Source organism: Emticicia sp. 17c (assembly GCF_037153985.1).
Classification (GTDB): domain Bacteria; phylum Bacteroidota; class Bacteroidia; order Cytophagales; family Spirosomataceae; genus Emticicia.
In genome coordinates, this window is the sequence record NZ_JBBAYI010000007.1 from 281907 (window position 1) to 303871 (window position 21965).

At 38.5% G+C, this 21965-nt stretch carries 19 protein-coding genes; 11 read left to right on the forward strand and 8 right to left on the reverse strand.

Annotated features, from left to right (window positions below; translation table 11 throughout):
• The 4 genes from WAA15_RS15420 to WAA15_RS15435 form a co-directional block, all read right to left on the reverse strand.
• On the reverse strand, nucleotides 1–756 hold the full coding sequence (locus tag WAA15_RS15420) for a hypothetical protein (protein ID WP_337043689.1): 756 nt from the start codon (nucleotides 754–756) through the stop codon (nucleotides 1–3).
• Nucleotides 757–877: 121 nt separating this feature from the next.
• Nucleotides 878–1582 carry a 3-keto-disaccharide hydrolase gene (locus WAA15_RS15425; RefSeq protein WP_337043690.1) on the reverse strand — a complete coding sequence of 235 codons (705 nt, stop codon included), beginning with the start codon at nucleotides 1580–1582 and terminating at the stop codon, nucleotides 878–880.
• 141 nt (nucleotides 1583–1723) lie between these two features.
• Entirely contained in the window at nucleotides 1724–2776 is a 1053-nt protein-coding gene (locus tag WAA15_RS15430) for a sugar phosphate isomerase/epimerase family protein (protein ID WP_337043691.1), read from the reverse strand.
• A 215-nt stretch (nucleotides 2777–2991) separates the two neighbouring features.
• A complete protein-coding gene (locus tag WAA15_RS15435) occupies nucleotides 2992–4140 on the reverse strand; it encodes a Gfo/Idh/MocA family protein (RefSeq protein WP_337043692.1) in 1149 nt (382 codons plus the stop codon).
• 702 nt (nucleotides 4141–4842) lie between these two features.
• Here WAA15_RS15435 and WAA15_RS15440 point away from each other — a divergent pair.
• The 10 genes from WAA15_RS15440 (at nucleotide 4843) to WAA15_RS15485 (ending at nucleotide 15671) form a co-directional block, all read left to right on the forward strand.
• Nucleotides 4843–6207 carry an MFS transporter gene (locus WAA15_RS15440; RefSeq protein ID WP_337043693.1) on the forward strand — a complete coding sequence of 455 codons (1365 nt, stop codon included), beginning with the start codon at nucleotides 4843–4845 and terminating at the stop codon, nucleotides 6205–6207.
• A gap of 99 nt (nucleotides 6208–6306) precedes the next feature.
• Nucleotides 6307–7374, forward strand: coding sequence for a GHMP family kinase ATP-binding protein (locus tag WAA15_RS15445; protein ID WP_337043694.1), 1068 nt, complete (start codon nucleotides 6307–6309; stop codon nucleotides 7372–7374).
• A gap of 220 nt (nucleotides 7375–7594) precedes the next feature.
• Nucleotides 7595–8734, forward strand: a complete 1140-nt coding sequence (locus WAA15_RS15450) for an FIST signal transduction protein (protein ID WP_337043695.1) — start codon at nucleotides 7595–7597, stop codon at nucleotides 8732–8734.
• 4 nt (nucleotides 8735–8738) lie between these two features.
• Nucleotides 8739–10262 carry an ATP-binding protein gene (locus tag WAA15_RS15455; RefSeq protein ID WP_337043696.1) on the forward strand — a complete coding sequence of 508 codons (1524 nt, stop codon included), beginning with the start codon at nucleotides 8739–8741 and terminating at the stop codon, nucleotides 10260–10262.
• 168 nt (nucleotides 10263–10430) lie between these two features.
• Complete coding sequence (locus WAA15_RS15460) at nucleotides 10431–11705, forward strand: McrC family protein (protein ID WP_337043697.1); 1275 nt, start codon at nucleotides 10431–10433, stop codon at nucleotides 11703–11705.
• Between the two features lie 69 nt (nucleotides 11706–11774).
• Nucleotides 11775–13148, forward strand: coding sequence for a gluconate:H+ symporter (locus WAA15_RS15465; RefSeq protein WP_337043698.1), 1374 nt, complete (start codon nucleotides 11775–11777; stop codon nucleotides 13146–13148).
• 16 nt (nucleotides 13149–13164) lie between these two features.
• Nucleotides 13165–13635, forward strand: coding sequence for a RidA family protein (locus WAA15_RS15470; protein WP_337043699.1), 471 nt, complete (start codon nucleotides 13165–13167; stop codon nucleotides 13633–13635).
• Nucleotides 13636–13637: 2 nt separating this feature from the next.
• Entirely contained in the window at nucleotides 13638–14027 is a 390-nt protein-coding gene (gene gloA2 / locus WAA15_RS15475; protein WP_337043700.1) for an SMU1112c/YaeR family gloxylase I-like metalloprotein, read from the forward strand.
• 41 nt (nucleotides 14028–14068) lie between these two features.
• A complete protein-coding gene (locus WAA15_RS15480; protein WP_337043701.1) occupies nucleotides 14069–15175 on the forward strand; it encodes a D-TA family PLP-dependent enzyme in 1107 nt (368 codons plus the stop codon).
• A 157-nt stretch (nucleotides 15176–15332) separates the two neighbouring features.
• Nucleotides 15333–15671, forward strand: coding sequence for a DUF2853 family protein (locus WAA15_RS15485; RefSeq protein ID WP_337043702.1), 339 nt, complete (start codon nucleotides 15333–15335; stop codon nucleotides 15669–15671).
• Between the two features lie 85 nt (nucleotides 15672–15756).
• On the opposite strand, the gene metF is transcribed toward WAA15_RS15485, so the two are convergent.
• Entirely contained in the window at nucleotides 15757–16716 is a 960-nt protein-coding gene (gene metF, locus WAA15_RS15490; RefSeq protein WP_337043703.1) for a methylenetetrahydrofolate reductase [NAD(P)H], read from the reverse strand.
• A 256-nt stretch (nucleotides 16717–16972) separates the two neighbouring features.
• Here metF and WAA15_RS15495 point away from each other — a divergent pair, with 256 nt between their 5' ends.
• Nucleotides 16973–17338 (forward strand): hypothetical protein, encoded by a 366-nt coding sequence (locus WAA15_RS15495; RefSeq protein ID WP_337043704.1) that lies wholly within the window; start codon nucleotides 16973–16975, stop codon nucleotides 17336–17338.
• 82 nt (nucleotides 17339–17420) lie between these two features.
• Here the strand turns inward: WAA15_RS15495 and WAA15_RS15500 are convergent, their stop codons facing one another.
• The 3 genes from WAA15_RS15500 to WAA15_RS15510 form a co-directional block, all read right to left on the reverse strand.
• Nucleotides 17421–18503 carry an alkaline phosphatase gene (locus tag WAA15_RS15500; protein WP_337043705.1) on the reverse strand — a complete coding sequence of 361 codons (1083 nt, stop codon included), beginning with the start codon at nucleotides 18501–18503 and terminating at the stop codon, nucleotides 17421–17423.
• Nucleotides 18504–18743: 240 nt separating this feature from the next.
• Nucleotides 18744–19055, reverse strand: coding sequence for a LytR/AlgR family response regulator transcription factor (locus WAA15_RS15505; protein WP_337043706.1), 312 nt, complete (start codon nucleotides 19053–19055; stop codon nucleotides 18744–18746).
• An 81-nt stretch (nucleotides 19056–19136) separates the two neighbouring features.
• The gene (locus WAA15_RS15510; protein ID WP_337043707.1) at nucleotides 19137–21881 is read right to left on the reverse strand and encodes a CHAT domain-containing protein; all 2745 of its coding nucleotides are present in this window, start codon (nucleotides 21879–21881) and stop codon (nucleotides 19137–19139) included.
• Nucleotides 21882–21965: the final 84 nt, after the last annotated feature.

The following is a 21965-nucleotide window of genomic DNA, read 5'->3' on the forward strand; positions in this document are numbered from 1 at the left end:
TTATTTGGCAATAAAACCAAAATCAACAAACCCATAGATAGATGTTTTATTATTTTCGATGTCAGGAAACTTTGCAACTGCCGAAAACGACGGCTGGCTTGTATAAGCAAAAGCCATAATTTTGAAATTGTCTTTTACTAAAGGGTAGGCTATCAACGACCCAGATTTAAGGTAAGCATCGTTCCAGTTATCAGAAATAATAGAAATGAAATAATCTTTATTTGCTTCAAGAGCTAGCTCAGGGACATCGGCCCATGCTTGCACATTGGGCAGGTATTGTACGACATATTTTTGGGCTAAAACAGTTTTACTGGCGGCATCCCAGACAGATACACGATAAACACCAGCATTGGGCAATTTTGAGCCTACTTTTACAATAATACCATTCTGAGTTACTTGAAATCTGAGTCCATATTCATAAATAGTAGTATTATGAGTGTTTGTGACCTCTGTACGCATGGTGCTATCAGCTAAAAAACTGGAAAACATCTCTTTTGATTGAACCAGCGTTTTTGACTTATTAATAGAAAAAGGAGTACAAATGGTGGCCTGACAGGTAGAATTAATACGTGCTGAATTAGTGGTTGTGTCAGTCATGAAACGCATAACACCCTCCCTAGGGCTTGATACCATTAAACCTTGCTTTAAAAGAAAAGAATTTAAAGTGTTACCGGCAAACGCATAAGAATTGCCAATAAATATAAGCATGTTTGCGGCAAAAGAGAAAGTAAAAAAACAGCTATTTAAACTTTTCATAGGTAATATCTTGATTAGTCACTCAAATAAAAGTCTTGATTAACTAATTTCAAGAATCGTACCAAAAAATAAAGCCTACATATTTTAGATGTAGGCTTTGAAAGAAATTGAAGATAACTTATTAAAGCTCTTTTATTTTAATGTTTTTAAACCACACTTTATCGCCGTGGTCTTGTAATGCTATTTTACCTTTAGCATATTTGCCAAAACCTTCCCAAGTTTTAAATTTACTGTTAGCTACCATATTATCCCAGCCCGGGCCGCTCAAATCAAACTCAACGGTTTGTTTGCCATTTAGCCAGAAAGTACCTTTGTTGGCTTTGCGGTCGATTCTCATTTTAGCGGTGTTCCACTCGCCTGCTGGTTTTACGGCTTCAAAAGTAGCCGGCGGAATCATGTCATACAACGAGCCAGCTTTATGGTTGCCAGTTTTACCTGCTTTAGCGTCAGGGTGGCGTTGGTCGTCTAGTACCTGCATTTCAGGGCCTGTTGAGTAAGGGCAGCAATATTTTTTATCTTCTACAACTCCCCACATTACGCCACTATTGCCACCTTCAGCAATTTTCCAGTCAAGCTCTAGTTCAAAACTTTCATATTCTTTATCTGTTACAATATCACCACCACCTTTGCCAGTCAGTACGATGGCACCATCTTCAACTTGCCATTTGTCACCAACAGGGCCGGTTTTATTGTAATTATGCCAACCGGTAAGGTCTTTGCCATTAAAAATTGATACCCATTTCCCTTTTTTCTGGGCAAATGTTGTAGTAGCACAAGCCATAACCAGCGCCAATAGTGCAATACTACCTAATTGAATTTTTTTCATGTAAATGTTAAGATTGAGTTTAAATTAAAAAGTATGCTATAAATTAAAATCTCACCAAACGTAATTACATACTTTATACGGGTGAGTCCACAATAAAAGGGCAGAGGTGCCCTTTTATTACGAATATCTATTTTTCAGAAATTAAATACCTAATGCTTTACGGTTTACTTTCTCGTCGGCACCAGTTGCAGCAAAGTCATCAAATGCGCGGGTAGCTACCTGAATAATGTGGTCTGCAATGAAAGGTGCGCCCTCGGCTGCTCCTTGCTCCGACGACTTAATGCAGCATTCCCATTCTAATACTGCCCAACTACCGTAGTCATATTGTGATAATTTACTGAAAATGGCCGAGAAATCAACTTGTCCGTCACCTAATGAGCGGAAACGTCCGGCACGATTAGCCCAGCCAGAGTAGCCACTATACACGCCTTGTTTACCTGTTGGGTTGAACTCTGCATCTTTTACATGGAAAGCCTTAATGCGGTCATGATATAAGTCTATAAAGGCCAGATAATCTAGTTGTTGTAACACAAAGTGGCTTGGGTCATAATTAATACAAGCACGTTTATGACCTTTAAGATAATCAACAAACATTTCGAAAGTAGCACCATCGAACAAATCTTCACCCGGGTGTAGCTCATAGCAATAGTCAACACCATTTTCGTCAAACACATTCAGAATTGGTTTCCAACGACGAGCTAGTTCCTTGAATGCTGTTTCAATCAAACCAGCGGGGCGTTGAGGCCACGGGTATAAAAAAGGCCATGCTAATGCTCCTGAAAAACCCACATGTGAGCTTAAGCCTAAGTTTTTAGAGGCTTGTGCCGCCCAGATAAGTTGTTGCTCTGCCCATTTACGGCGCGCTTTCTCATTGCCATGCACCGAAGCAGGAGCAAAAGCATCATACATAGCATTATAAGCCGGATGTGAAGCAATTAACTGGCCTTGAAGGTGAGTTGATAATTCTGTAATTTCAAGACCTTTATCTGCCAGTTTACCTTTCAGCTCATCGGTGTATGTTTTTGACTCTGCCGCTTTCTGTAAATCAATCATGCGGCTGTCCCATGTCGGAATCTGGATACCTTTATATCCTAAGCCTGCCATATAATCGGCAATAGTATCCAAAGAATTAAAAGGGGCTTCATCGCCCAGAAATTGTGCTAAAAATATTGCTGGTCCTTTAATTGTTTTCATAATCTAATAAAAAATTATTGAATGACTCATTTGCTAATAATAGATAATTCGGTCATTCTGATACGTGTTTTCTTGATTTTTTGCCTTGCCGAGTTAATCTGGCAAGAGTAATAGTTAATAGCAAATAAAGAGGTTTATGGATGCTTCATGAAACCACAAATTTATTTCATTCACCTCCTTTTACGAATTATCTGCTTTAAGCTATACGTTAAAATTTAAGATTTAAACTTAACCCATTTTGAGTTACTTTTACCTGAAGCAATTACTGTTTCAACAAACAGCATTCCTCTGATACCATCTTCAATTGTCGGGAAATCCAAATCAATTGAACTTGGGGTTTCGCCATTCATTCTTTTACGGACAGTACGGGCAAAATTACGATAGATATTAGCAAAGGCTTCGAGGTATCCTTCTGGGTGGCCCGATGGAAGACGGATATTAGCTTTGGCCTCAGGACAAAGATTGCCTACTGATGGGCGGTAAATATGATGAAACTCCTGTGATTTATGAGCTAATGTATTAGGCTCCTGTTGATTCCACGTTACGCTACCAAGCTCGCCATATACCTTGATAGTCAGGTTGTTTTCCTCACCATTCGAAATCTGGCTGCAATGCAGAATACCTTTCGCGCCATTATCGAAGTGCAATAATACGTTGGCGTCGTCGTCTAGTAAACGACCTTCTACAAAAGTGCTTACATCAGCGCACATTTCAGTTATTTTTAAACCCGTAATATATTCGGCCAGATTCTCGGCATGGGTTCCGATATCGCCCACGGCACCTGCAATACCCGAGCGTTTAGGGTCGGTACGCCATTCGGCTTGTTTATAGCCACGTTTTTCTTCAAGAAACGCCAGCCAGCCTTGTGGATACTCAACCACAACTTTACGAATTTTGCCCAAAGCTCCACTTTGTACCAGATGGCGGGCCTGTTTTACCATCGGATACCCAGTGTAATTATGGGTAAGGGCAAAAGTAAGTCCGGTTTTTTCAACAAGGTCTTTAAGTTTTCTGGCTTCCGATAAGGTGAAAGTAACGGGTTTGTCACAAATCACATGAAAGCCGTTCTCCAATGCCATCTTAGCGGGGGCAAAGTGCATGTGGTTAGGAGTAACAATAGAAACCGCATCCATACGGTCTTTGCGTCGTTTTTCCTTTTGAATCATTTCTTTGAAATCGCCGTAGCAGCGTTCAGGAGAAAGCATTAAATCTTCGCCCGATGCTTTTGATTTCTCAGCAGTAGAACTAAAAGCTCCACAAACTAATTCGATTTCGCCATCGATGGCTGCAGCTGTTCGGTGGACAGCTCCAATAAACGCACCACGACCGCCACCGACCATTCCCATTCGGATTTTTCGTTGCATATTGTAGACTAAAGGGTTGAAATTTTAATTAAATTATTTACTGATAACCGCCTTTCGTTAAATAAATTTTAATGAAAAACGATGTTGTTTTAATGCTTTATACGTTTGATGCTAATTAAATTGCCTGTATCACTTTAATAGCTGCGTGCTAGTGTTGTATGGCTCTGTGGGTGAAGCTCTCTGCAATCAGAAATACCACCAAAAAGGCTTCAGAAGCCACTCATAAACTCGGATTTACAAACGCACGACAAAATTATAACTTTGTGTAAAATAAAAAGGTTTAATCTGATTTTACAATCAAGAAACCCATTATTTATAGAAATATTGCCTGTTTTTAATGGAAATCGGCCTTCATTTTTATAAGTAATTTTAATGTTTTTATGATTTTTGCCCGACTTGTAGGCAAAAACCAAGCGTTCATCGCATAAATAGGCGTTTTCTGTTTTACTGCCTGATTGATACTTTTGTAAGTACCAGCTCAGAAATTTAATTTGCACAAAGTGTGGGCATATTAGCTAGTTACTTTTCTTAAAACCTCTGGGTGTAACTTTTACTTGTTTTATGTTATTTTGGAAATCGACTTTAAATATCAAGATAATTGTACTTTTTACAATTATAAATATCATTTTCTTTTGAAAGATTATAAAAAAAACTACTTTTACGCTTGCAAAAATTATTGAACCCTAAAAAACTTCGAACACTATGAACATTAACAAGTCGCGCCTATTTCTTGGGAGTTGTTTTGCTTTAATTACTACTGCTTTTTCATTTAGTATCCGTGCCGGAATACTCGACCAACTAGGAGACCAGTACGGTTTTTCTGCCGAACAATTAGGTACTATTAATCAGATGTGGTTTTTAGGTTTTCCGATTTCGATGATTGTTGGTGGCTTAATTTACAACTCATTAGGTGGTAAAAGAATTATGCAATTTGCTTTTCTTTCACACACCATAGGTATCTTGCTTACTATCTTTTCAGGTGGTAGCTACGAATTACTTTTAGTTTCAACATTATTTATTGGTTTAGGTAATGGCTGTACTGAGGCCGCTTGTAACCCAATGATTGCCGATGCTTATGAAGGAAACAAAATGAGCCAGATGCTGAACCGTTTTCACATGTGGTTCCCGGGTGGAATTGTAATCGGTTCGTTACTTTCAGAGGCAATGACAAGGACGGGGTTATCGTGGCAGGCACAAATATGGGCTATCATGATACCGACCGTTATTTATGTAATATTGTTCTGGGGGCAGGAGTTTCCTAAACCTAAAGTACAAGCTGCGTCATCAATCAGCGAGAATCTAAAGGCTATGTTCTCGCCACTTTTCATATTTATTTTCTTGTGTATGGCGCTTACCTCTATTTCAGAGTTCGGCCCGCAACAATGGGTTAAATTGATTCTTGGAAAAAGTGGAGCTAACCCAATGGTATTATTGGCCTTAACTACTGGAACTATGGCAGTAGCCCGATTCTTTGCAGGGCCAATTATTCATAAAATAGACCAGACAGGTGTATTGTTGGGTTCAGCCATATTAACTGCTATTGGTTTGTATATGTATAGTACCATGACAGGCCCAATATTATATCTTGTAGCCATTGTTTATGCTTGTGGTATTGCTTATTTCTGGCCTAATATGGTAGGTTTTGTAGCCGATAAGATACCCGCCAGTGGTGCATTGGGTATGTCGGTCATTGGTGGTGTAGGTATGTTTTCGAGTTCAATTTTTCAGCCGATTATCGGCCGTTGGATTGACTCTAACAACGCCAGTGCATCGGCTGCTCAAGGTGTTACTGTTGACACCTACAAAGAGATGGAATCGCTTTCAAAATTACTGGACAAAAAAGGAGTTTCTTTAGCTGATTTGCAAAAAATGCTAGATAGCGGTGTGCAGGAATTTGAGAAAATGAACATCACCGATATTATTAGTAAAATCACTGCCTACGATAAAATTACACTAGCCTCAGGTCAGGCTACACTTTATACAATGGTATTGTTTCCGGTTATACTGATAGTTGCCTTCACAGGTTTGTATTTCTACATGAAAAACAGAAAAGCTGCTAAAGCCTGAGTATAAGTACTGATATTTTTTAAAAAAGCCTTGTTAAGTTACTTAGCAAGGCTTTTTTGTATAATTTTAGGGCTGTAAACAATTTATTCAATCCTTTCAATGCTAACTATTTCTACTCCGGGCAGAATATGCCTTTTCGGAGAACATCAGGATTATCTCGGCTTGCCCGTTATTGCATCAGCAATTTCTCGCAGAGTTCAGATAACAGGTGAACACCGAGCCGATAAACAAATTATTATTCATTTACCCGATATTGAATCGGAGCTTCGTATGGAAGTTTCTGATACCAGAATGCCCTACATACAAAAAAGAGACTATTTTAGAAGCGGCTATAATCTGATGCTCGATAAAGGGCTTACTTTTTCTAAGGGTATTGAATGTACAGTTACGGGCAATATCCCTATCAATTCAGGTACTTCAAGTTCATCGGCACTATTGGTTACTTGGATTCATTTTTTATCAAAAATGGCCGATATACCCCAAAACTTTACTCCCGAACAGCTTGGAGAAATGGCCTTTCAGGCAGAAGTAGTCGAATTTGGCGAGCCGGGTGGAATGATGGACCAACTCTCAACAGCTATCGGAAATGCTGTTTATCTTGAATTTAGCCCTAAAGTAATAACAGAGCCTTTACAACCTTCGCTCGGAGCGTTTGTATTAGCCGATTCAAAAGAGCCTAAAGATACCATTGGTGTATTGAAACGTGCAAAATTTGCACGGCTGGACCTCATTGAAAAAATCAAAACAAAGTATCCTGATTTTTCGTTACATACTTTTGAAACCGCGACTTCTGAACAATTAAAACCCTACCTCACAACCGATGAATATGTATTGCTTATAGGTACGCTTCGGAACAGAGATATTTTGAGAGAAGCCTTGCAATTGTTCAGAGAAAACAAAATGACAGATAAACAACTGGGTGATTTGTTATCAGAACACCACAGTATTCTCAGAGATGTACTGCATATATCAACCCCCAAAATTGAGCGTATGTTAAAGGCCGCTATGGCAGCCGGCGCACTCGGTGGCAAAATTAATGGTTCTGGCGGCGGTGGGTGTATGTTCGTATATGCACCTGAGAGTCCCGAAGAAGTAGCAAGAGCAATTGAAGAGGCCGGCGGTAAAAGTTATGTTATCCGAATTGATGAGGGAACGGTTGTATTATAAACCATTAAAAATAAAAGAGATAAGAATTAAAATTGGCACGAATTTTTTTTGAAAAATGATTAAACCTCCACTTAATCATTTTTCAAAAAAAAGATATTTCGGTATATTAACAGAACGATATTTGGGTATAATTAACTTTTTCTTAATTTTTAATCATCGTTTATACTAAATTTTAGAAAATAGTATGATTTTTGTTGTAAAAAACGAAAAATAATATTGTATGAAAATCAGCCAGATTAAATTTGAAAATAACTGCTGGAAAGAATTATCAAAAGAAGAAAATTTTTCGGAAAAAAAAGCCCAACTAGTACTTGCTTTTGGTGAAAGAACGCTCCTCGAAAAAAATAATCCTTATCCTTATTTGCGTGAGTTATTTCCCTCAGCGGAAATTGTTATCAACTCAACCTCAGGAGAAATATATGGTGATAGCGTAAACGACGACTCTATTATTGTTACAGCCATTGAGTTTGAAAAAACTGAAGTAAAAACAACCAAAATAGATATTACAAACCATACCGAAAGTTTTCAGGCAGGTGAAGTAATCGCCAAAAATCTGCAAGCCGATAACCTGGCGGCTATCCTGATAATTTCAGATGGCGGTAGGGTAAATGGTAGTAAACTAATTGAAGCATTAAATATTACAACAAACCATCAGATTCCGATTTCGGGAGGTTTAGCTGGTGATGCCGGCCGTTTTGAAAAAACACTTGTAGGGCTGAACGAACAACCACAAGAAGGCCGTATTATAGGCATTGGCCTATATGGTAAAGATTTAAAAATAGGCCACGGTACAATGGGCGGTTGGGATGTGTTCGGGCCAGAAAGAGAAGTAACTGAATCAGAATATAACGTTTTATATAAAATAGGCGACAAAGCCGCCCTTGATTTATATAAAGAATACTTAGGCAAATACGCCAAAGATTTACCCGGAGCCGCCTTGCTTTTTCCGCTTTCAATGCGTGAAAAACCCGACTCTGAACCACTTGTGAGAACAATCCTTGCTATTGATGAAGAACAAAAAACCATGACCTTTGCTGGCGAAATGCCTAAAGGAGCTATGGTAAGGTTTATGAAAGCTAATTTTGACCATCTGGTTGATGCCTCTTCAACAGCAGCACAAACGTCTATTAAAAACATGGAAAAAGCCCCCGAACTTGCACTTTTAATTAGTTGCGTAGGGCGCAAACTGGTTTTGGGGCAACGCACTGAAGAAGAAGTTGAGGCTGCCAGAGATGTTTTTGGAAAAGGAACTGTTATTACAGGGTTTTATTCGTACGGAGAAATATCACCCCTCCGCCCGGATGCGCAATGCGGATTGCACAACCAAACCATGACAATCACGACCCTTTCTGAAAACTGATACCATGAATCTTGATAACATACACAAACTACTGGCCAAACAATTAAAAAAGCATTTATCAGAAGAGTGTTTGCAAAACGAAGCCTTTCAGAGCTTCGTCAAAGCTGTAAATGATTCTTATTTTAGCTTTGACCGTGATAAAGAGCTTTCAGAGCATTCGGCATCTTTAAATGAAGTAGAATATTACGAAATTAATCAGAAGCTGAAAAACGAAATAGCCGAACGTAAACACTCAGTAGAAAAACTGATTGAAGCTATTTATCTGCTCGAAACCCCAGAAAGTAACAATTTATCTGAACTTGACGATAATAATCTTTCGTCGTTGGTTGACCTGCTTCAACGCCAGATTCAAACCAGAAAACAGATTGAGCTTGAACTCATTCATGCAAAAGAAACAGCCGAGAATGCCACACAGGCAAAATCGGAGTTTTTATCCATGATGAGCCACGAAATCAGGACTCCCCTGAATGCCATTATCGGGCTAACTTACCTGATGCAACAGGAAGAACAAACCCCGTCGGTTATGGAAAATCTAAAGACCTTGCAATTCTCGGCCGAAAACCTGCATTTGTTAATCAATGATATTCTTGATTTCAGTAAGATTGAAGCCGGAAAAGTAGAACTGGAAGAAATGCCATTCGACCTCAAGCTACTAGTCTCAAACATCAAGAAAGCCAATCAGGTAAAGGCAGAAGAAAAAGGGAATAAAATAAAGCTGATGCTCGATGATGATATTCCTAATACCCTGATAGGTGACTCGCTGAGAATCGGGCAGGTATTGGCAAATCTGGTATCGAATGCCGTGAAGTTCACCATCAACGGTAGTGTAACAATAGAAGTATCGGTTGTGAAAAAAAATACCGAGAAAGCAACTATTTTCTTCTCGGTTACTGATACGGGTATTGGTATTCCACCTGAAAAGCAAAAACTGATTTTTGAAAGATTTACACAGGCTAACTCAGAAACAACCCGAAAATTTGGTGGTACAGGATTAGGGCTGGTCATCAGCAAAAAACTTGTTCAGTTATATAACAGCGATATTATTCTGGAAAGCGAAGCAGGCAAAGGCTCAACCTTCCATTTTACACTTGATTTAAGAATAGGTACTTCAATTAAGCAGCAATTGGCTTCTATGGCTGAAGATGTAAACGAGGTAAGTCTGGAAGGTGTAAAGCTGTTACTCGTTGATGACTACTTTGTTAATATAAAAGTAGCTTCAAAATTCCTAGAAAAATGGAAAGTTGAATTTGATACGGCAGAAAATGGCTTGATAGCCATTGATAAATTCAAAAACAACTCGTACGACCTGATTCTGATGGATTTACTTATGCCCGAAATGGATGGTTATACGGCTGCCGAAAAAATAAAAGAAACCGGAACAGATATACCTATTATTGCCCTAACAGCATCGGCGACACTTAATAACCAAGACAGGGCCTTTAAAGTAGGTATGGACGACTACGTAACAAAGCCTTTTAACCCGAAAGAGCTGTATCAGAAAATAGCTAAGTACAGTGGCCGTTTGTAGGGGCGTAGGTGTTTAAAAGTTTGTGTCTGCCATTATTCTGGAGTAAATGCCCGAATATGGGTAATAATATAATTGCCTAGGTATAATAGAACGCCAATAAATAGCTAAATTCGTAACAGATTTAACGATTAAACAAAAGTTACACAACTTTGGCGGCTATTTATATCAATGAAAAACATTATTATTTCAGAATTTGGAGTGATTAAAAAAGTAGGTGATTATGAATCACCTGTTGACTCATTTTCTGAGGTTTTTGTGTCAGATAACATATTTGCCCGAATTAAAGACTTCGTTTTTACACATACCAACGATTTACTTTTTACTTATGCCGTACAGCGGGCAAAAGAACAGGTAAAAGTAAAGAACTATGTAGGTCTTTTGCAGATAAGCGACAACCTTCAGATAGAAATTCTGCCTAAATCGACGGCTGGTTCTGCAAAAGAAGCACGGCAGATGCTGCTAAAAATGCTTCAAACTTTTTCAACGTATCAGTCACTAACAAAAGCGCATCTGGCAATAAGTAAATTACCCTTACTGGAGGTTTACGTTACTGTGTTTCTGGATGAACTCGAAAAACTTCTGAATCTGGGTTTAGGAAGAAACTATGAACCCAGAGAATCGAACGAGCAATATATAAAAGGTAAAATACTGATTGCCGAAAATATTCATCAGAATTTGCTAAACCAACAAGCTATATTTGTTGCTTACGATGACTTTATTTATGACATACCCCAAAACAGGATTCTGAAAACATGCCTTGCAAAGCTAAAAACCTTCGTGTTTAGTAATGCTACAAGGCAACGTATATGGCAGTATTTATCAGTACTTGAAGAAATCCCGCTCTCTGATAATCTTCAGCAGGACTTTACAAAAAGCCAAGTCGTAAGCCCACATTCAGAACGTTATAAACATATTTTACAATGGGCATGGGTGTTTTTGAGCGAACATTCTTTTCTGCCGTTTTCAGGCAATAGTTTTCAGATGTCACTACTGTTTCCGATGGAGATACTGTTTGAAAACTACGTAGGGCAGCTATTTCGCAAATATTTACCCGACAACTACGAAGTAAAACTACAAGACCGTCGTAAACATTTGGTAGTAAGTCATAAAGCGCAGGCTAGGTTCAGGCTGATTCCTGATATTGTGATTGAAAAACAGCAAAATGAAAATAAAGAGGTGTTAATTTTTGATACCAAATGGAAACTCATTGATGCTTCAAAACCCAAACAGAATTACGGTATTGAGCAACAAGATTTATATCAGCTATACGCCTACGGAAAAAAGTATAACGCCCGCCATTTATTTCTGATTTACCCTGCTAATGAAAATTTTACACAACCTTTGGAAGTATTTGATTACGAAGAAGATATGGTGCTGCATGTCTTACCCTTCAACCTGCTGAATGAGGGTTCAGTGGAGGTCAGGAAAATAATGTTATCCTGACGGGTGCTTTCAAACTTGACATTTTTGATTAACTTGCATTTAAAACAAAACCTTCAACCTATCTGAACAATGCCTATAATACTTACTTTGATTGCTATCATAGCCCTGATAGTGCTGGTAGCTTTTGTAAAACTAGATACCTTCATTTCTTTTATATTAATTGCTATTGGTTTAGGGTTAGCTAGCGGAATGGAAGTTGAGAGTATTGGCAAATCAATTCAAAAAGGTATTGGTGGAACCCTCGGAGAACTAATTTTGATTATCGGATTTGGTGCAATGCTAGGCAAACTGGTGGCAGAAAGCGGAGCCGCCCAACGAATTACAGACACGCTGATTCGGGTTTTCGGAAAAAAATATCTGCAATGGGGCTTAGCTCTGGCAGGCTTTATTATTGGTATTCCGCTGTTTTATAATGCAGGCTTTATTATTGTTGTTCCACTTATTTTTTCCATTTCTATTTCAACTAATATGCCCATATTGTATGTGGGTATTCCTATGTTATCGGCTTTGTCAGTAGCGCATGGGTACTTGCCTCCACATCCGTCGCCGGCTGCTATTGCCAAAGAACTACACGCCAATGTAGGGCAAACCCTGATGTACGGTATCATTATTGCTATTCCGGCTATTGCTATTGCCGGGCCAATTTTCGGGCGCACATTGAAAAAATATAAACCTCAGATAGACACCACTCTATTTAATGTTAAGCCTATACCTAAAGAAAAACAGCCAAGTTTATTCGAGAGTCTTTTGGTTGCCTTAATGCCAGTAATTTTACTGATGTTTACATCATTTTTTAAAAAATATTATCCTGTCCCATTTATTTTTAAAGCTCTCAGTAAAGTCTTTTTTACTGATACAGCCACAATAACAAAATATTATACCAAACTAGTTACCCTTATTGCCGAACCTTATGTGGGTATGCTGCTATCTTTACTATTAGCCATTTATTTGTTGGGTATCAAGCAAGGGCATAGCATTAAAACGGTTAGTAAGCAATTAGAAGAAGCATTTAAAAGCTGTTCGGTTATTTTGTTGATTATTGCGGGGGCAGGTGCTTTGAAGCAGATTTTAAGTGATAGCCAAATCAGCTTATATATTGGAGAGCAGCTACAAGGGTTTCCGATGAATCCTCTCGTATTGGGTTGGACAATCGCAGCCGTTTTGCGTTTATGTGTGGGTTCGGCTACTGTGGCTGGCCTAACCGCAGTAGGCATTGTGGCACCACTCGTTAGCGGCCAAACAGGCGTAAAACCTGAGCTAATGGTGTTATCTATCGGAGCCGGTAGTTTGTTGTTTTCACACCTGAACGATGGCGGATTCTGGCTATTTAAAGAATATTTTAACCTTTCTATCAAAGATACTATCAAGACTTGGTCAGTCATGGAAACCATTGTTTCGGTGGTTGGGCTGCTCGGTGTTTTGGTTCTGAATATGTTTATTTAAAAATGATTAATTGTGTATGACACCCGAAGAAAAACTTTCAAAACTTAATTTAGAATTACCTCCTGCGCCCGAACCTAAAGGTATTTATAAGCCTTGTCTGATTGTCGATAATTTTATTTATGTATCAGGGCATGGGCCAGTTCAGTCAGACGGCGAGCTAATGGTTGGCCGCGTTGGTTCAGAAGTTGACATTGAGGCGGGCAAACTGGCTGCGCGTCAGGTTGGTTTAACCATGTTGTCTTCGCTGAAAGTTCATCTGGGGAGCCTGAGCAGAATCAAGCGCGTAGTAAAAGTATTAGGCATGGTTAATTGCACGCCAGATTTCGGAAGCCATCCGTATGTAATTAATGGTTGTAGCGAGCTATTTGCCGAACTATGGGGTATCGAAAATGGCATAGGTGTGCGGTCTGCCGTAGGCATGGGTTCATTACCCGGTAATATTTCTGTCGAAATCGAAGCCATGTTTGAATTAAATCCTGAAAACTGAGTATGGTTAAAATTAATAAAGTTCATCATATTGCTATTATTGGTTCTGATTATGAGCAATCTAAATACTTTTATACAGAGGTTTTAGGCTTGAAAGTAATAAGAGAGGTTTACAGAGAGGCTCGTCAATCGTATAAACTTGATTTGGCTATTGATGATAATTACATTATAGAATTGTTCTCTTTTCCAAGCCCACCACCGCGCCCGTCCAGACCTGAGGCATGCGGTTTACGCCATCTGGCTTTTGAAGTAGCTAATGTTGAAGAAGCCAAAATCAGTATTGAAGCCAAAGGCGTAGTGGTTGAGCCTATCAGAATTGATGAGTTTACAGGAAAGAAATTTACTTTCTTTGCTGACCCCGATGACCTCCCGATTGAGATTTACGAACAATAGCAACTCAGTATGCCTGAGCTTGTTAAACAGACTATTATTTTATGGATTGGTACAGAATCAGCAATGAAAATGAGTTAGATTCTCCGTCGCTTCTTATTTATAAAGAACGGATAGGGGAGAATATTAACAAAATGATTGAGATTGCCGGAAGTGTTGAGCGTCTTTTTACACACGTGAAAACCAACAAAATGCCCGAAGTAGTAAAAATGATGCTGGCTGCGGGTATTACAAAGTTTAAATGTGCCACCATTGCTGAGGCCGAAATGGTAGCCATTGCCGGAGGTAAATATGCCTTGATTGCTCACCAGTTGGTTGGGCCTAAAATCAATCGTCTGGTTGCGTTGTGCAAACAGTATCCCGACGTATTATTTGCTTCATTGCTTGATTCACGCGAGGTAGCACAGGCTCATCAGGAGATTTTTGCTGAAAATAACCTTGTAGCTAACGTTTTTCTGGATGTAAATAATGGAATGGATAGGTCGGGGCATCCGCTCGATGATAAAATTCTGGAATTATACCGATACATATCAACCCAGCCAGCTTTACACTTATACGGTTTACACGTGTATGACGGGCATATAAGGGCAACCAATTTTGAAGAACGTAAAAATGAAATCGATAAGGGTTTTGTTGATGTACAACATTTTTTAGAAGCTATTGCCGCAGAAGGATTGCCTGACCCTATGGTTATTGCTGGCGGAACTCCCGCTTTTACTTCTCATGCTTTAAGGGTTCAAACTTTTTGTAGCCCGGGTACTTGTGTTTTGTGGGACTGGGGCTATGGTGATAAACTAACCGAACAACCCTTTGATTACGCCGCGCTGATAATGACACGTGTAATATCGAAACCGCAGCAGGGTATTGTAACCGTTGATATGGGGCATAAAGCCGTAGCGGCTGAAAATCCTATCGATAAAAGGATACGCTTTCTGAACCTGACCGATTATGAATTAATCGGACAAAGCGAAGAGCATGGTGTATTAAAAGTGAAAGATTGGGAGGGCGTTAAAGTTGGAGACGTATTATACGGAGTACCTTTTCATGTATGCCCTACCGTGAATTTGTATGACGAGGCTTATGTGGTTGAAAACCAGCAGGTTAATACTACATGGCAAGTACTGGCAAGGCGTAGAAAAATTAATTTCTGATAGTTTTTTTCTCAAACTTTTTACTTTTTCAGGCCGTACTAATATCAATAAAGCCCTGCAAATAACACCAGTTTAGAAAAATAACCTAAATGTTTGCAAAAAACAAGTTTTTATTGAATATTTACAAAAAAACGCTCACCCTTAATTTTAAAACCAAATGAGTAAACTAGCAGAAGCTATTGAAACCTATATGGACCAAGTAAACAGTCTTGGTCTGGGGCTAAGTGAAGAACTAATAACAGCCGTTGCTAAAGGCTTAGGCCCATCTATTTACAATGCAGATGCTTCAAAAGTATCAGCAAGTGACCCTGAGGAAGTAGCCAGAGTCAAGAAAAATTTCCTTATCGATAAACTTGGCTTAGCCGATAGCCCTGCGCTTGATGCTGCCATTGATGAAGTAATGGAAAAACTAGGCTCATCGAACAGAAATAAATATCGTGCAGTAGTATATGCGCTTCTGGCTGTTAAATTTGGTAAAGAGTCCTTATATCTATAAGAGCCATATTTATCAACCCGAAGGTAAAGAATTAATAGGCGGTACTAAGTTATTAGTACCGTTTTTTATTGTCCTATTGTTATGCCTAGAATATCTGTTTGGCAACAGCCATTGTGGTATCAGACTTACTCATGGTATAAAAATGTAGGGCAGGTACGCCAAAATCTGCCAGTTCGCGGCATTGTTGCACACACCATTCAATGCCTATTTGCTTGGCTTGTTTATCATTCTCACAGGCGGCAATTTCTTTTCTGAATGCTTCGGGCATATCCAGATAAAACAATTTAGGCAGCACATCCAGTTGTTTTTTTGTTGAAAGTACCTTTAACCCAGGAATAATCGGAATTGTGATACCTTCAGCGCGGCATCTTTTTACAAAATCAAAATACTTCTGGTTATCAAAAAACATCTGGGTAACAACGTAGTCGGCACCTGCGGCAATTTTTCGTTTCAGATTTTCAATATCTTGCTCAAGGTCAGGAGCTTCAAAGTGTTTTTCAGGATACGCCGCCACACCTATACAAAAATCGCTGGCACTTAAATAGGCGGCTTCTTCGTGTAGGTATTTTCCGGCATTCATGTCTTTGATTTGGGCTACCAACTCATTGGCATAAAAATGCCCATCTTTTTTGGCTTTAAAATAGTTGTAAGGCTTGGCAAAGTCACCGCGAAGTGCCAGTACATTTTCTATACCTAAATAATTGAGGTCAATGAGCAGGTCTTCGGTTTCTTCTTTAGTAAAGCCGCCACACAACACATGCGGAACGGGGTCTATCTTGAATTTATGTAAAATAGAAGCACAGATACCTACTGTGCCGGGGCGTTTACGGATTTTAATTTCTTTGGTTGCACCGTCGGGCATCGATTTTACGATATATTCTTCCCGATGAAATGTTACATCAATAAAAGGCGGATTCAATTCCATCATGGGTTCAATCGAGGCTAGTAAGTCATTAATATTACTTCCTTTTACTGGAGGAATAATTTCGATTGAAAAAACGGGCTTCCCTTGCGTGTTATTGAGGTGCTCTGTTACTTTTGCCATTGTATTGAAATTGAGAATATATCTTTTATTTTTGGCAAAAATAGATATATTATTTATTAATACAAATTTTATTAGTTAAATTATCTAAATATTTTTATGCTAGTAGTGTTTGTATCGCTTTTAATGCGTTTGTGTAGAAAATTATTGTTTTTTAATTAAAAGCTAACGATTTTTTTGTTTTTGATATAACTAAAATAATTATCTTGCATTTGTATTAACAGCATTGTCGTATTTTACCTAAAAACATTTTAAACAAATGAAAAGACTATTGCCACTATTATTTATTGGCTTTTTTGCCCTTACTTTTGAAGTATCAGCACAGACGCAGGCTTCAACTACTATTGCCCTTGATACCGTTGCTGCTAAAAGCTATGTTGGCAAATATAAAATGAAAGACTCGCCTTTTGAAGAAATCATTGTTACCATACAAGGTGGTAAACTTATGGGAGAAGCCGTAGGACAAGGTTCTGCTGAATTAGCCCCTACTAAAGAGATTGATGTTTTTTTGGTAACAGGCTATGATGGTAAAGTAGAGTTTGTAAGAGACGATACAACAAAAGCCGTATCAAAAATTAAACTAAGTATGCAAGGTGCAGTTATGGAAGGTGACAAGCAGCCTTAAAACTTACTATAATAGTAAATCAAAAGCCTGAATGTGTGTAACTTTCAGGCTTTTCTGTTTTTTCAAAATTTATTACCTATCATCAGAACTTAAAGGCTGTTTTTATTTTAAAGAAAATGTCATTATTGAAGTAAAAACCCGAAAACAGGCTAGCACCTTTGCCATAAGCAAAAACCGGAATCATTACACCAGTATGGCCTTTGGTAGTAAACTTGCCTTCAATGTGGCCATCTTTATCGGCGTCGTTAATCGAGAACCCTCCGGTTTCATGGTCGGCTGTAATAATAACCAGCGTATTACCGTCTTTATCGGCAAAGTCAAAAGCTGCACCAATGGCTTGGTCAAAATCAAGCATTTCATTAACAATATATTGTGTATCATTGGCGTGGCCACCCCAGTCAATCTGAGAGCCTTCTACCATCAGGAAGAACCCTTTTTTATTTTGTTTCAGTATGTTTAAGGCCGTTTCGGTCGATTTTAGCAATTGATTACCACGCCCTTCCGACATCTTAACTTGCTCCACATCGGCCAGAAAACCTGCCAGTTTGCCACTTTTTATCTTTTCAACTTCTTCAATAGAATTGGCAATCTGATAGTTTTTGCTTTTTAAGTCATCAATCAGGTTTTTACCATCCTTACGTTGGGCAAAGTGGTTGCGGCCACCACCTATAAACACGTCTATATCAGTATTCAGAAAATCGGCGGCTATTTCTTCAACCATTGCACGTGAGGGTTGGTGTGCAATAAATGCAGCCGGAGTAGCCTGTGTAATCGAACAAGTGGCTACCAAGCCTGTGGCTAAGCCTTTTTGCTCGGCAATTTCCAGAATAGTCGGCAGGCTTCGTTTGGCACTATCAACGCCAATGGCACCATTATAGGTTTTTTTGCCAGTAGCAAACGCAGTAGCACCCGCTGCCGAATCGGTGATAAAATTGTCGGTAGCCTGATTTTTATGGAATCCAATTACCTGACTTCTTTCAATATTTAGCTTTGTTTTACTGGCAACTATGCCGGCATAAATCTGGGCAGTACCCATGCCATCGCCAATTAATAAAATAATGTTTTTGGGGTGTTGTGTTTCTTTTTGTGCAAAACTGTTAGTAAATGTGAGGAACAAAAAACAAAGAGTGCAGGCAATAATTACTGTTTTTTTGGTTTGTAACATAATTGGTAAGCAATTTAAGTTTCAGAGAATACTGTTTTCTAGCAAATCACTTTAAACAAGTGCATTTGCCTAGAATTAATCAGTAAAACACGCAAACTAAAACTTAATTACGCAGCATGGCTTGTTATTTTTTCATTAAGAAAGAGCCAAAGAGAAAATTTCAGAAGAGTAATAGCTATTTCGATACTATATTGCACAGAAAGATTTCAGAAAAGGAAAGCACATAAGTTGCTAGTAATGCTAAACAATACTAACAGGTATTTGCTTTTTCAGATGTTTGACCAATGGTTTTCTTCTTCTCGAAACCTCCAGTTCGGTGCCATCTGTCATTTGTACGCTTATTTTTTTGCCATTTCTGCGCAAGCCAATAATGTGGAATGGATTTAGTAGAAACGAGCGATGTATTCTTAAAAAATGCTGCAAATTTTCTTTATCTGCGTTTTTTTTGAGTGTAGTGGGCGAAATGCTTTTTTTTCCATTATAAAAATGGAAAATAGTATAGTTTATGTCGGCCTCTAAATACACTATTTCGGAGTAGTCAAAAGGTACCATGGGACTTCATTTTAGGTTAATGTCAGATACTGACATTAGTCGTAAAATGTTGATTTTCGTAAACTACTCTGGTAAAAAAAATTAATGGTTAATTCTGCGTCGTTTATAATTGAAATAAGCTAAGGCTCCGGTCATAAGCATAACGGCACATGCTGCTAGTAAAAACCAGCCATTAACGATTGAATTACTAACAGGTGTGGTGTCGCCGATTAAAATAGAAGAACCCCATAAAGTAGGAAACGCATATCGGCCTCCGCGTTCAATAATACTTTGTTTGGCTTTTTGCAGGGCTACATCTTTGGTTAAACCTTCGTTCAGGTATTGGTAAAAGAGTTCTGTTAATTCGCAGGTAGCTTTTTCATCAACGCTCCATAATGTAGTAATAAGTGAAGGAATACCCAATGCCGAAAACCCACGTGACAAACTGAAAATGCCTTCGCCTTTAATATTTTTCCCTAAACCTGTTTTACAAGCGGAAAGAACTATCAATTCGGTGTTAATGGCCGGATTCTGATTAATTTCGGATACACGTATAGGGGCATTTTGCAGGTAGAAAACAGGGCCTTGCTGGGTGGTGTCGGCGTGGGTATAGAGTTGTACTAAACGATACTCAGGAAACTGTTTGATGAAAGCCTCTTTGGTTGCTTCGGTTTTAATGAGCAGTTTGCCATTAAAAATTTGTTCGATTTTCTGGATAGATTGCCCTGACAAAGCAAGGTTATTAACAGAGAGCGATTGCGCAAAATTGACAGGAGCAACGCCCAAAAAAGATTTACCTCCTGCCAGAAAGAAGGGTTTATTTCTGTTTTCAATGCTTTTCAGAAGAAAATTAGCCGAATAAGCATAGCTAATAGCATGATGTGCTACAAGAAAGTCGGCTTTTTGTGAAGAACGGCTCAGCGCCTCAAATGGCAAGAAGTTATCATCATACGAAATAATGATACGGCCTTCAGGTAAAGCGAGTGGCGCAACCAGATAAGTATATAGTTGATTGGCACTTTGCAAAAAGCCAGCATAGTTCTTATTGATGCCACTTTCGTCGGCACAATAATTAATGAACTGACTCGTCAGGTTATATTTATCACGCGGTAATTTATAAAGTAGTGTAGTAGAATTAGTTATTTTCATGGCATAGGTTGCGCTATCGCCAACAAAGTAACTAACAAATGCTTGTAACTGATTTTTATTGAGCCATTGCTGAATATCAGATAAACTCTTGAAATCTTCGTTATACTTGGCTGCATAGTAATCAGGATACCGTTTTTCTAAGTCTTTCTTGAATACCGAGAAGGCATCTTTCATATAAACCAGTTTTTTAGAAACCTGCTGGTATTCGACTGATTTTTCAGGCTTGTTTTCAAGCTGTATCTGTAAGGCAAGTATTTGTTGCTGGAATGATTTTTCCTTTTCCTTGTCGGTAGCTGATAGCAACTGCCGGGCTGTGTTTTCTTTGAGGTCGTCGAGTAGTAGCATAGCCCTTGATTTCTCAAGAAAGTAAAAAGCCTTTGTGGCATTATTACTTATGTGGCACGCTTCAATAGCAGACTCATATAAGGTACGCGAATGTTCGCGCCAGAAACTTTTCGATTCTTGGCCTTGATGCTCTTGCCGCATCAGGTTCAGTACAAGGTCTGCATACGAAAAATATCGTAACGAACCATTAAGCAATTCGGGTTTGTGGTTTTTCTGATAGGCTTGCAGAAGATTTCTTGCGTAGTCTCTGAAAATATAGAATAAAGTCCTTTTGCTGCGTATGGCATTAAAATTCTGATTCTTCAACACCAGTAAAGGAAATGCCTCAATGGCTTTTTCTAAAGCTGTTATTGACGAATCAAGTTTGTTTTCTGCTTTCAGATTGATTGCATAATTTAAATACATTCGACTGAGTTCTACACTTTTCTGGCCTTTTAGGCCCTCTAGCCCTTTTCTGAAAATTGTATTTGCTTCTTTGTATCTATGGAAATCAGTGTATAAAATTCCTAAATTATTATAGATGTTTCTAGGCAGCAAAGCAGCCATATTATTTTGAACAAGAATACGCTCGGCAGTTTTAAAATAGTTTTCAGATTTCTTTAAATCTTTCAGGTTTGAGTAACTCAACCCCAAATTGATAAGTATATTTGTTTTAAGTTCTATGTCTTCGGTATGTGTGGCATTAAAATATTTCTGATATAAAATTTGCGCCAAATCAAGGTTTTCTATGGCTTTTTTTTCGTTGTGCAGCATCATGAAAGCAATTCCTTTACTATTATAAATATTACTGGCTAGTAAAAGAAGCTGTTGGTCGGTGGGGTTTTCAACAAAACTCAGGGCTTTGTCAAGGCTGCTGAGCATACCGTCATAATCTCCAAGTTCTAACTGCAAATCTGAAATCAGTTTAAGACAGTAGCCTTTCCAGTAGTTTTCTTTGGTGTAAGCAATAGTTAGCTGATAGTACTTAATAGCATCGAGATAGTTGAGCAATACATGATGATATACTGCGGTACCGTAAGTAGCATACATGAGGCCATTAGGCTTTTTGCTGGCGTAGGTTTCCCAGTATTTGACAGCCAACTGGCTGTATTTAATTGTTTTTTGCTCATCTTTCTTCTGATATGCATTGAACGAAAGGCTATTACAGATTTTACCACGTATCGAATCCTGAATATTGGCACATTTTTGTGAAAGAGAAAGCAGGTTTTCAAGCCTCGTAATTTTATCGGGGGTAGTAATGGTTTTGATTATCTTGAGCGAATCGAGCAGTACAGCATCAGTAGGACATTGGGCGAATAATCCGTTAGAAACAAATAAAATAAATGTAATAATTAGTAGCTGTTGCTTCTTCATAAGGATTGATATAAAAAACTAGGTAATCCTAATAATGTAATGCTTTTATTTCAAGATTGTAATTGCAAATAAAATACTTTATTG

Coding starts and splice junctions, on each gene's coding strand:
- WAA15_RS15420 (WP_337043689.1), bottom strand. CDS start 756: ATGAAAAGTTTAAATAGCTGTTTTTTTACTTTCTCTTTTGCCGCAAAC.
- WAA15_RS15425 (WP_337043690.1), bottom strand. CDS start 1,582: ATGAAAAAAATTCAATTAGGTAGTATTGCACTATTGGCGCTGGTTATG.
- WAA15_RS15430 (WP_337043691.1), bottom strand. CDS start 2,776: ATGAAAACAATTAAAGGACCAGCAATATTTTTAGCACAATTTCTGGGC.
- WAA15_RS15435 (WP_337043692.1), bottom strand. CDS start 4,140: ATGCAACGAAAAATCCGAATGGGAATGGTCGGTGGCGGTCGTGGTGCG.
- WAA15_RS15440 (WP_337043693.1), top strand. CDS start 4,843: ATGAACATTAACAAGTCGCGCCTATTTCTTGGGAGTTGTTTTGCTTTA.
- WAA15_RS15445 (WP_337043694.1), top strand. CDS start 6,307: ATGCTAACTATTTCTACTCCGGGCAGAATATGCCTTTTCGGAGAACAT.
- WAA15_RS15450 (WP_337043695.1), top strand. CDS start 7,595: ATGAAAATCAGCCAGATTAAATTTGAAAATAACTGCTGGAAAGAATTA.
- WAA15_RS15455 (WP_337043696.1), top strand. CDS start 8,739: ATGAATCTTGATAACATACACAAACTACTGGCCAAACAATTAAAAAAG.
- WAA15_RS15460 (WP_337043697.1), top strand. CDS start 10,431: ATGAAAAACATTATTATTTCAGAATTTGGAGTGATTAAAAAAGTAGGT.
- WAA15_RS15465 (WP_337043698.1), top strand. CDS start 11,775: ATGCCTATAATACTTACTTTGATTGCTATCATAGCCCTGATAGTGCTG.
- WAA15_RS15470 (WP_337043699.1), top strand. CDS start 13,165: ATGACACCCGAAGAAAAACTTTCAAAACTTAATTTAGAATTACCTCCT.
- gloA2 (WP_337043700.1), top strand. CDS start 13,638: ATGGTTAAAATTAATAAAGTTCATCATATTGCTATTATTGGTTCTGAT.
- WAA15_RS15480 (WP_337043701.1), top strand. CDS start 14,069: ATGGATTGGTACAGAATCAGCAATGAAAATGAGTTAGATTCTCCGTCG.
- WAA15_RS15485 (WP_337043702.1), top strand. CDS start 15,333: ATGAGTAAACTAGCAGAAGCTATTGAAACCTATATGGACCAAGTAAAC.
- metF (WP_337043703.1), bottom strand. CDS start 16,716: ATGGCAAAAGTAACAGAGCACCTCAATAACACGCAAGGGAAGCCCGTT.
- WAA15_RS15495 (WP_337043704.1), top strand. CDS start 16,973: ATGAAAAGACTATTGCCACTATTATTTATTGGCTTTTTTGCCCTTACT.
- WAA15_RS15500 (WP_337043705.1), bottom strand. CDS start 18,503: ATGTTACAAACCAAAAAAACAGTAATTATTGCCTGCACTCTTTGTTTT.
- WAA15_RS15505 (WP_337043706.1), bottom strand. CDS start 19,055: ATGGTACCTTTTGACTACTCCGAAATAGTGTATTTAGAGGCCGACATA.
- WAA15_RS15510 (WP_337043707.1), bottom strand. CDS start 21,881: ATGAAGAAGCAACAGCTACTAATTATTACATTTATTTTATTTGTTTCT.